10 protein-coding genes are annotated in these 9,584 nt (G+C 74.4%); 5 read left to right on the forward strand and 5 right to left on the reverse strand.

From position 1 onward, the window contains the following. Positions 1–2 precede the first annotated feature (2 nt). Positions 3–785, forward strand: a complete 783-nt coding sequence (locus JUB12_RS18085; protein ID WP_205696832.1) for a fumarylacetoacetate hydrolase family protein — start codon at positions 3–5, stop codon at positions 783–785. Here the strand turns inward: JUB12_RS18085 and JUB12_RS18090 are convergent. The 4 genes from JUB12_RS18090 to JUB12_RS18105 all read right to left on the reverse strand — a co-directional run bounded on the left by JUB12_RS18090 (position 782) and on the right by JUB12_RS18105 (position 4,037). Further along, the gene (locus tag JUB12_RS18090) at positions 782–1,555 is read right to left on the reverse strand and encodes an SDR family NAD(P)-dependent oxidoreductase (RefSeq protein WP_205696833.1); all 774 of its coding nucleotides are present in this window, start codon (positions 1,553–1,555) and stop codon (positions 782–784) included. The two genes, JUB12_RS18085 and JUB12_RS18090, sit on opposite strands and share 4 nt — an antisense overlap. 79 nt (positions 1,556–1,634) lie before the next feature. Then, positions 1,635–2,399 carry a hypothetical protein gene (locus tag JUB12_RS18095; RefSeq protein ID WP_205696834.1) on the reverse strand — a complete coding sequence of 255 codons (765 nt, stop codon included), beginning with the start codon at positions 2,397–2,399 and terminating at the stop codon, positions 1,635–1,637. A gap of 58 nt (positions 2,400–2,457) precedes the next feature. Next, positions 2,458–3,039: an ATP-dependent Clp endopeptidase proteolytic subunit ClpP gene (clpP, locus tag JUB12_RS18100; protein WP_205696835.1), complete on the reverse strand. Its 582-nt coding sequence runs from the start codon at positions 3,037–3,039 to the stop codon at positions 2,458–2,460. A gap of 152 nt (positions 3,040–3,191) precedes the next feature. Beyond that, positions 3,192–4,037 (reverse strand): DNA-3-methyladenine glycosylase, encoded by an 846-nt coding sequence (locus JUB12_RS18105; RefSeq protein WP_241004532.1) that lies wholly within the window; start codon positions 4,035–4,037, stop codon positions 3,192–3,194. A gap of 94 nt (positions 4,038–4,131) precedes the next feature. On the opposite strand from JUB12_RS18105, the gene JUB12_RS18110 reads away from it, so the two are divergent. Genes JUB12_RS18110 through JUB12_RS18125 form a run of 4 tightly spaced genes read left to right on the forward strand, consistent with a single transcriptional unit; the run spans position 4,132 to position 7,546 of the window. After that, positions 4,132–5,118: an aldo/keto reductase gene (locus JUB12_RS18110; protein WP_205696837.1), complete on the forward strand. Its 987-nt coding sequence runs from the start codon at positions 4,132–4,134 to the stop codon at positions 5,116–5,118. 51 nt (positions 5,119–5,169) lie between these two features. Then, positions 5,170–5,919, forward strand: coding sequence for an ABC transporter ATP-binding protein (locus JUB12_RS18115; RefSeq protein ID WP_205696838.1), 750 nt, complete (start codon positions 5,170–5,172; stop codon positions 5,917–5,919). Continuing rightward, positions 5,916–6,680: an ABC transporter permease gene (locus tag JUB12_RS18120; protein WP_241004313.1), complete on the forward strand. Its 765-nt coding sequence runs from the start codon at positions 5,916–5,918 to the stop codon at positions 6,678–6,680. Before JUB12_RS18115 ends, JUB12_RS18120 begins: the two co-directional genes overlap by 4 nt. Next, positions 6,644–7,546, forward strand: coding sequence for a DMT family transporter (locus tag JUB12_RS18125; protein ID WP_205696839.1), 903 nt, complete (start codon positions 6,644–6,646; stop codon positions 7,544–7,546). The genes JUB12_RS18120 and JUB12_RS18125 overlap by 37 nt, the downstream gene beginning before the upstream one ends. A 61-nt stretch (positions 7,547–7,607) precedes the next feature. Here JUB12_RS18125 and JUB12_RS18130 read toward each other — a convergent pair whose 3' ends face one another. Next, on the reverse strand, positions 7,608–9,575 hold the full coding sequence (locus tag JUB12_RS18130; protein WP_205696840.1) for a hypothetical protein: 1,968 nt from the start codon (positions 9,573–9,575) through the stop codon (positions 7,608–7,610). Positions 9,576–9,584 lie beyond the last annotated feature (9 nt).

The raw sequence follows: 9,584 nt of genomic DNA on the forward strand, positions 1-9,584 counted from the left end.
CGATGAAGCTCGCGACGTTCCTGCCCGCCGGCGCCGACGCGCCCGTCGCGGGGGAGGTCCGCGACGACCGCGTCGTCGCCTTCGCCGACGGCTCGACCGTCCTCGACCGCCTCGCCTCGGGCGACCGCACGCCGGCCGACGGCCCCGACCACGCGCTCACCGACGTGACGCTGCTCATGCCGGTGCGCCCGCGCGTGCTCTTCGGCGTCGGGCTGAACTACGCCAAGCACGCGGCGGAGGGCGGCAGCGACGTCCCCAAGGCGCCGATCGTCTTCACCATGTCGCCGTCCAGCGCGGCCGACCCGGGCGCGCCGGTCCGCTGCCCGGAGGTCGTGCGCCGGCTGGACTACGAGGGCGAGCTGACGGTCGTCATGGGCGCCGGCGGCGAGGTCGCGGGGTACTGCGTGGCCGACGACGTCAGCGCGCGCGACCTCCAGCGCCGCGAGCCGCAGTGGACGCGCGCGAAGGGCTTCGACGGCGCCTGCCCGCTCGGGCCGTGGATCACGACGGCCGACGAGGTGCTCGACCCGCACGACCTCCGGCTGCAGACGTGGGTCAACGGCGAGCTGCGCCAGGACGCGACGACCGCCGACCTCATCTTCGACGTCCCGACGGTCGTGGGCTTCCTGCAGGAGACCTGCACCCTCGAGCCGGGCGACGTGGTCCTCACCGGGACGCCCGACGGCGTCGGCTTCGCGATGGACCCGCCGCAGTTCCTGCAGTCCGGCGACGTCGTGCGGATCGAGATCGAGCGCCTGGGCGCGATCGAGCACGCGGTCGCCTAGAAGCCGGACATCCCCGGCTGGTTCTGGGCGCCGTCGACGACGACGTCGGTGCCCGAGACCCAGCTCGCGCGCTCGCTGAGCAGGAACGCCGCGACGTCGGCGACCTCCTCGGCGGTCCCGAGGCGGCCGAGGGGGAACTCCTGGGCGACGAAGCGCTCGAACTGCTCGGCGCGCTCGGTGCGCGCGTGGTCCCAGCCGCCGCCCTCGAAGAGGATCGAGCCAGGGCTGAGCGCGTTGACCCGGACGCCGCCCGGGCCGAGCTCGCGGCCCAACGACGCGGCGAGGTGGGAGACGGCCGCCTTGGCCGCCGCGTACTGCGCGCGGGGCTGGGGGCGATGGCCGGAGATGCTCGACACGAGCAGCGCCGCGCCCCCTTCGGGGAGGTGGGGGAGCGCGGCGCGGACGAGCGTCGCCGCGTGGACGACGTTGAGGTCGAAGGTCTCGCGGTAGGCCGCTGCGTCGGCGTCCTCGAGGGCGGATCCGCCGGTGCTGCCGCCCGCGTTGGCGACGACGAGGTCCAAGCCGCCGAGGGCGCCCGCCGCGTCGTCCACGAAGCGCCGCAGCGCGGCCTCGTCGGTGACGTCGACGGTCGCGCCGAACGCGCCGGGTGCCCCGGCGCGCTCGAGCTCCTGCACGGCGGCGGTCGTCTCCCCGCGCGCGCAGACCGCGACGGCCGCGCACTCCTGGGCCAGGCGCAGCGCGATCGCCCGCCCGATGCCCCGCGTCCCGCCCGTCACGAGCGCGCGCTTGCCGGCCAGCCCGAGGTCCATGGCGGCCAGGCTACGACCGCCCGGGGTGGAAGGTGCCTGGCACCTACCACTCACGTGAGTGGTAGGTGCCAGGCACCTTTCAGCGGCCGAGCTGCAGGCCGACGCCGTCGGCGACGGCGTCCCACACGTAGGTGGCGGTCGCCGCCCGGCCCTGGTCGGCGTTGCCGGCCGTGGGCGAGAGGGTGGCGGTGATGCGGTACGTGCGCGCCTCGCCGGCGGCGAAGCGGCCGAGGGCGAGAGGCGTCAGGCGGCCGAGGTCGGCGGTGGCGAGCGGCGCGGCGCGGGGCGGGCGGACCTGCTCGACGGTGAGGGTCAGGGCACCGCGGCTGAAGGAGGTGGTGGCGTTCGTCTCGCGCAGGGTGAAGCGCCCCGCGAGGGAGCCGGAGTTCGTGATGGTGACCTCGCTGGTGCGCGAGGCGCCCGGGGCGAGGTCGAGGCCGGTGAGCAGGGCGGCGCCGGCGCGCGAGTTGACCTGGAGCAGCTCGTCCTGGCGAGCACGGCCGGCGCCGGAGCCGGCGCCGCCGCTCGCGTTCTCGCCCGCGACGCCGCCGGCAGGGGTGGCGGCGTCCGCGGGCGAGCTCGCGGTGGGGGAGGACGACGAGGAGGCGGCGAGGGAGGCGCCGGGGGTGGCGCCGCCGCGGCCGGCGGTCACGGTGGGGGTGGCGGCGGGCGGCGCGGCGGCCCGCGCGCTGGCGCTGCCGTCGGCGCGCTCGCCGAGGACGCCGCCGAGCAGCGGGACGTGCGACGTGAGGGTCTGGCCGTTGCCGACGGTGGCAGCGCCGGCCGTCAGGGCGACGACGGCCAGCGTGCCGGTGCGGCGGGGGGTGAGGCGGGGGCGACCCACGCCGTCACCATCGGCCCCGCCGGTGTCAACCAGGTGTCGGCGCGGTGTGCGCCGCGTGTCAGTGCTTCGAGATGACCTTGTCGATGAGGCCGTACTCGGCGGCCTCGTCGGGCTTGAAGAAGCGGTCGCGCTCCATGTCGGCGTGGACCTCCTCGATCGGCTTGCCCGTGTGCTTGGCGTAGATCTCGTCGACGCGCCGGCGCGTCTTGATGATCTCCTGGGCGTGGATCTGGATGTCCGTGGCCTGGCCCTCGAAGCCGGCCGAGGGCTGGTGGATGAGGATGCGCGAGTTCGGCAGCGAGAAGCGCTTGCCGGCGGCGCCGCCGGCGAGCAGCAGCGAGCCCATGCTCATCGCGATCCCGACGCAGATCGTCGACACGTCGGGCTTGATGAACTGCATCGTGTCGTAGATCGCCAGGCCCGCGTAGATCGAGCCGCCCGGCGAGTTGATGTAGATCGAGATGTCCTTGTCCGGGTCGGCGGACTCGAGGTGCAGCAGCTGCGCCACGATGAGGTTCGCGATCTGGTCGTCCACCGGCTGGCCGAGGAAGATGATCCGCTCGTTGAGCAGGCGCGAGTAGATGTCGTACTCGCGCTCGCCGCGCGCGGTGCGCTCGATGACCATGGGGACGAGAGGCATGGCGGGCACCCTACCCAGCAGCCGCACTTGCCCTCCTCCTGCGAAGAAGGCGAAGAAGGGGACAGTCCCCTGCTTCTCACGCAAGCCCCCATGCGGGATCGCGGCGGGTCACGTCGCGCGGGCGTGAGAAGAAGGGGACAGTCCCCTGCTTCTCACGCGAGCCAGAGGTGGGCCATGGCGAAGGTGCGGAAGGGGCGCCAGCGTGGGGCGTCGGCCTCCGTCAGCCCGAGGGCTTCGAGGCCGCGCAGGAGGCCGAGGTCCTTCGGCGGCCAGGCGTCGGGCTCGCCCAGCGCGCGGGCGACGACGTACTCGGCCGTCCACGGGCCGATGCCGGGCAGGGCGACGAGCGCCGCGCGCGCCGCGTCGGCGTCGACGCCCGGGCGGAGGTCGAGCGTGCCGTCGTCGACTGCGGCGAGGACCGCCCGCAGCGCCCGGCGGCGCGCGTTGGGCATCGCCGGCTCGTCGTCGGCCATGCCGTCGAGCAGCGCCCGGGCCGTCGGGAAGGGGCGCAGCGCCGGTGCGCCGTCGACCACGCAGGGCGGCCCGCCGTGGCGCGCCACGAGCCGGGACGCGAGCGTCCGCGCCGCCGCGACCGACACCTGCTGGCCGAGGACCGCCCGGACCGCGAGCTCGCCGCCGTCGACGCACCCCGGCAGCCGCCGCCCCGGCGCCGCGCGCACCAGCGCCCCCAACGCCGGATCGGCGCCGAGCACCGCGTCGGCCTCCGCCGCCGGGACGTCGAGCGCGAGCAGCCGCCGGCAGACCGCCACCGCCGCCTCGCGGTCCGCGGCGCGGGCGAGCCAGAGTCGAGCCGTCGCGCCCCGCGGGCCCAGCGCCAGCTCCGCCACGGCCGTCCCGCCGCCCAGCGCGAGCGCGCGCCGGACGACCAGCGCGTCGCGCTCGACCTCCTCGCAGCCCGTCGCCTGCCGCGCCGCGAGGAACGCGGCGATGCCCGCCGGGTCGTAGGACCCGCCGCCGGCCTCGAGCTCGACCTCCATCACCACGCCGCCCATCCCACCACGACGCGCGAACGGCCCGGGACGTGAACCGGCTGTGCAGGGCTCGCCCCGCGGCGTCGTACGGTCGGAGACCATGACCCTCCCCCGCCGCAAGCTCGCCGACCTCGACGTCTCCGCCCTCGGCCTCGGCTGCATGGGCATGTCCGCCTTCTACGGCCAGACCGACGAGGCGGAGTCGATCGCGACGATCCACCGCGCGATCGACCTCGGCTGCAGCTTCCTCGACACCGCCGAGCTCTACGGCCCGCACCTCAACGAGGAGCTGCTGGGCAAGGCGCTGCAGGGCAAGCGCGACCAGGTCGAGCTCGCCACGAAGTTCGGCATCCGGCCCAACCCGACGCCCGAGGAGCCCAACGGCCGCGTCAACGACGGCTCGCCCGAGAACGTCCGCCGGTCGATCGAGGGCTCGCTGCAGCGCCTGCAGACCGACCACGTCGAGCTCTACTACCTGCACCGCGTCGACCCCGGCACGCCGATCGAGGAGACGGTCGGCGCGATGGCCGAGCTCGTCCAGGAGGGCAAGGTCCGCCACCTCGGCCTCAGCGAGGCGGCGCCGGACACGATCCGCCGCGCCCACGCCACCCACCCGATCACCGCGGTGCAGACCGAGTGGTCGCTGTGGACGCGGGACCTCGAGGCCGAGGTCGTCCCGACCTGCCGCGAGCTCGGCATCGGCCTCGTCCCCTACTCGCCGCTGGGTCGCGGCTTCCTGTCCGGGCGCTTCAAGGCCCCGGAGGAGCTCGACGAGCACGACTTCCGCCGCAACGGCCCGCGCTTCACCGGCGAGAACCTCGAGCGCAACCTCCAGCTCGTCGCGCAGGTCGAGGAGCTCGCGCAGGAGAAGGGCTGCACGCCCGGCCAGCTCGCGCTCGCCTGGGTGCTGGCCAAGGGCGACGACGTCGTCCCGATCCCCGGCACGAAGCGCCGCACGTACCTCGAGGAGAACCTCGCCGCCGTGGAGGTGACCCTCACCGACGACGACCTCCGCAGGCTCGAGGAGCTCCCGGCCGCCGCAGGCGACCGCTACGACGCCTCGGGCATGCGCACCGTCAACCGGTAGCCGCGCGGACGCACCCCAGGGCGGGTGGCGTGCTTGCATGGACAACGACCCATGAGCACCCCCGCCCTGGACGTCCGGCGCCTCGTCAAGACCTACGACGGCGGCTTCACCGCCCTGCACGGCCTCGACCTGCAGGTGCCGGCTGGCGCGTTCTTCGGCCTCCTCGGCCCCAACGGCGCCGGCAAGACGACGCTCATCAGCGCCGTCTGCAACCTCATCCGGGTCTCGTCGGGCGAGATCGACGTCTTCGGCGCGCCCCACACCTCGATGGAGGCCCGCGCCGCCGTCGGCCTCGCCGAGCAGGACGTCAACCTCGACCGCTTCCTCGACGTGGAGGAGACGCTCGTCTACCACGGCGGCTACTTCGGCATGGCCCGCAGCGACGCCCGCCGGCGCGCCGCCGAGATGATGGACGTCTTCGACCTGCGCGCGAAGGCGAAGGTCCGGGCCCCCGCGCTCAGCGGCGGCATGCGCCGGCGCCTCCTGCTCGCCCGCGCGCTCATGCACGAGCCGCGCCTCGTGATCCTCGACGAGCCGACGGCCGGCGTGGACTTCGAGCTGCGCCTCGAGCTCTGGGACTACATCCGCCGCCTGCACCAGCAGGGCACGACGATCCTCCTCACCACGCACTACCTCGAGGAGGCCGAGGAGCTCTGCGAGGAGATCGCGCTCATCCGCGGCGGCGAGCTGCTGGCCCGCGACTCCGCCGACGGGCTGCGCGCCGCCTACGACGCGCGGACGCTCGCCGACGTCTACGTCAAGGCGATGGCCGGCGAGCAGCCGGTGGGGGCGGCGTCGTGAACGCCTCGCGCGGCCTGACCGCGCTGTCCATGCGCGAGGTCGACCGCGTCCTGAAGCTGTGGACGCAGACCGTCGCCGCGCCCATCCTCAGCTCCTTCCTCTTCATCGCCGTCTTCGGGCTCTCGCTCGGCGGGCGCATCCAGCAGATCGACGGCGTCGACTACGAGGTCTTCATCGTCCCGGGCCTCATCATCATGGGGATGATCCAGGCGGCCTACGCGAACAACTCCGCGACCGTCTTCCAGGCCCGCTTCGACCGCTACCTCAACGACGTGCTCTCGGCCCCGATGAAGGGCTGGGAGGTCAACCTCGCCCTGTGCATGGGCGGCGTCGTGCGGGCGCTGCTCATCGGCGGCGGGCTCCTGATCGCGTCGGTCCTCGTCGTGGACGTGCCGGTCCACGAGCCGCTGGTCCTCGTGCTCGCCGTCGCCCTCGCGCTGACGCTCTTCGCGAGCTTCGGGGTGGTCGTCGGCGTCTACGCCAAGAGCTGGGACCACACGGCGTTCATCCAGAACATCGTGATCCTGCCGCTGAGCTTCCTCGGCGGCGTCTTCTACTCCGTGGACCTCCTGCCCTCGCCGTGGGAGGAGGTCAGCCACGTCAACCCGATCTTCTACCTCGTGCAGGCCGTCCGCTACGGGTTCCTGGGGACGAGCGACGTGTCGCCCGTCCTCGCGCTCGGCGTGATCGCCGCGCTGGCCGCGGGTAGCGTCGCGTGGAGCTCATGGCTGTTCGCGACGGGCCGCAAGCTGAAGCCGTAGGCGGCGCGTTCCCGCCGCCCATCGTCCTCGTCCTCAGCGGCATCGTCTCGATCCAGTTCGGGGCGGCGCTGGCGGCCACGCTCTTCGACGACGCCGGCGCCTCGGGCGTGAGCGTCCTGCGCCTCGGCTTCGCGGCGGTCCTGATGCTCGTGGTCGTGCGCCCGCGCGTGCGCGGGGTGGACCCCGGCGCGCTGCGGCTCGTCGGCGCGTTCGGCCTGTGCCTCGGCGCGATGAACCTCACGTTCTACGAGGCGCTGGACCGCATCCCGCTGGGCGTCGCCGTGACGCTCGAGTTCGTCGGTCCGCTGGGCGTCGCGGTCCTCACCAGCCGCCGCCGGCTCGACCTCGTGTGGGCGGCGATCGCGGCCGTCGGGATCGTCCTGCTCGCCGACCTCGGCGGCGGTGGGACCGACGCGCTCGGCGTCGTCCTGGCGCTCGTCGCCGGCGGCTTCTGGGGCGGCTACATCCTGCTCGCGCAGGCCGCGGGCCGGCACTTCACCGGGGCACAGGGCGTCGCGCTGGCGATGGTCGTCGCCGCGCTCGTCCCGCTCGGTCCCGGCATCGCCCAGGCGGGCGGCGACCTGCTCGACGCGCAGCTCATCGTCCTCGGCGCGGGCGTCGCGCTGCTGTCGAGCGTCATCCCGTACACGCTGGAGACCGAGGCGCTGCGCCGCCTGCCGGCCAACGTCTTCGGCGTCCTGATGAGCCTGGAGCCGGCCCTCGCCGCGCTCGCCGGGCTCATCGTGCTGGGCCAGGACCTGGGGGTGCGCGAGCTCGTGGCCATCGGGCTGGTGGTCGCGGCGAGCGCGGGCGTCTCGCTCACGCAGCCACCGCCACCGGAGCCGGTGACCGCTCAGGGCGCGTGAAAGGTGCCTGGCACCTTCCACGCCTCGCGGTGGTGGAAGGTGCCAGGCACCTTCCACCCGCCTAGCGGCCTGTCAGCTGGTCGACCGCGACGCGCCCGCGGCCCGAGGCGCAGCGCACGCGGACCTGCCGGGCGTCGTCGCTGAGCGAGCTCGCCCGCGCGGTGCCGGCCTTGGGGACGCTGACCCAGCGCCCGCCGACGAGGGCCTGGACCTTCGCGGCACAGCCCTTCGTGGTCACGCGCACCTCGTCGACCTCGGCCGAGAAGCGGGCGAGGACGGTCTTGCCGCGCACGAGGCCGCCGCCCTTGTTGGCCAGGCCCGCGACGCGGACGCTCCTGCCGTCGGCGTGGACCGAGCGCGGCTTGCGCCACGGGCGGATCGGCTCGCGGACCTCGGGCTCGTCGTCGTCGGAGGCGTCGTCGCCGGGGCCGGCGTCCTCGTCGTCGGCGCGGCGCGGCGGCTTGGTCGTGGTCGGCGGCTTGACGGTGACGGGCGGCTTGACGGTGACGGGCGGCGTGGTGACCGTGGGCGGCGTGGTCACCGTCGGCGGCGTGACGACCTCGGGCTCCTCGACCACCTCGACCGAGGCGCCGAGCGCGGCGACGTCGACCGGCAGGGCGGCCGAGTCACGGGCGTTGCCCGCGGCGTCGACCGCGGTGACCTTGTAGGTGACCGTCGGGCTCGTGGAGGTCGTCGCCTCGTCGACCCACGACGTCGCCGTCGTCGTCGTGGCGGGCTGGCCGTTGCGCGTGATGCGGTACTCGGTCGTGGCGACGTCGTCGGAGGCGGCGGGCCAGGCGAGCTTCACCCGGCCGCCCTCGAGCGTGGCCATCGGCGTGGGCGCCGCCGGCGCCGTGACGTCGGCGCCCAGGCCGCGCAGGTCGACGCTCACCGTCGCGCCCGTGGCGTCGAGCTTGTTGAGCGTCACCGAGATCTTCGCGACGGGATCGGTGACCGTCTTGCCGGGCAGCAGCGCGGCGTCGCTGAAGGTCGAGGTGCCGGGCGTCGTGTCGAGCAGGCGGGTCTGCTCGCGCGTCGTGTTGGCCAGGCGCAGCAGGACGCCCTTGACCGCGGCGCTCGACGAGGTGAGGAACTCGAAGTTGCCGAACGGCTTGCGCAGCTCGATCGTCATCGCGCGCCCGTCGGGACGCGGGATGCGCAGCATGCGGGTGGCGGCGCTCGTGTCGCTGGCGGCGCCCAGGACGAACGTGCCGTTGGCGGTGACGGCCTTGGACCTCGCCGAGGGCATCCAGCCGCCCTCGAGCTTGTGCGGGGCGGCGTAGTGCGTGTCGCCGCTGCCCATCGGGTCGAACGGGTCGCCGTACTCGTTGAGCGAGCAGGAGCTCGAGAGGAAGACGCGGGCGCCGCCCGAGGTGCAGGCCCAGCTGCCCGCGTGGTCCAGGCCGAAGCCGTGGCCGAGCTCGTGGACGATCACCTTGCGCGAGATCGTCTGGTTGAGCCAGATCTCCTGGCCCGGCATCCACGCGAGGCCCGACCAGCTGCAGCCGGTGCTGCCCACCAGGACGTAGGCGACGTTGCCGGTCTGGAGGTAGGGCTGCAGGTCGTAGCCCTGGGCGCTGAGCTTCGTCTTGGCCTCCGCGGCCCAGTCCTGCCACTTGCAGCCGCCGCCGCTGGACACCGTGACGTTCGGCAGGACGTCGCCCGCGGCGTTGCCGGCGCCGGTGAGGGAGACGATCCCGTCGGTCATCTCGTTGAGCGCCTTGCTGGCCGAGCCGCTGCCGCTGACGAACGCGTCGCGCAACTGCGTGGCGTTCCAGCTCGGGCTCGCGCCCGGCATGAGCACCTGGACGATGGCGACCTTCCGCGTGCCGGTGCCCTTCCAGGACGGCACGCCCGCGCGCGTGGTGACGCCCGACGGGGCGGCCGGGGCGCTGACGGGGACCTCGACGAGCTGGCCGTCGACGAGCAGCTCGCCGTGGTCGGTGCCGCCGTGGGCGAGGGCCGCCGCGGGGGTGGTGAGGGCGGTCAGGGCGCCGAGCAGCGCGGCGATGCGAGTGGGACGACGCACCGTCCTGTG

The organism is Conexibacter sp. SYSU D00693, assembly GCF_017084525.1.
Classification (GTDB): Bacteria; Actinomycetota; Thermoleophilia; order Solirubrobacterales; family Solirubrobacteraceae; genus Baekduia.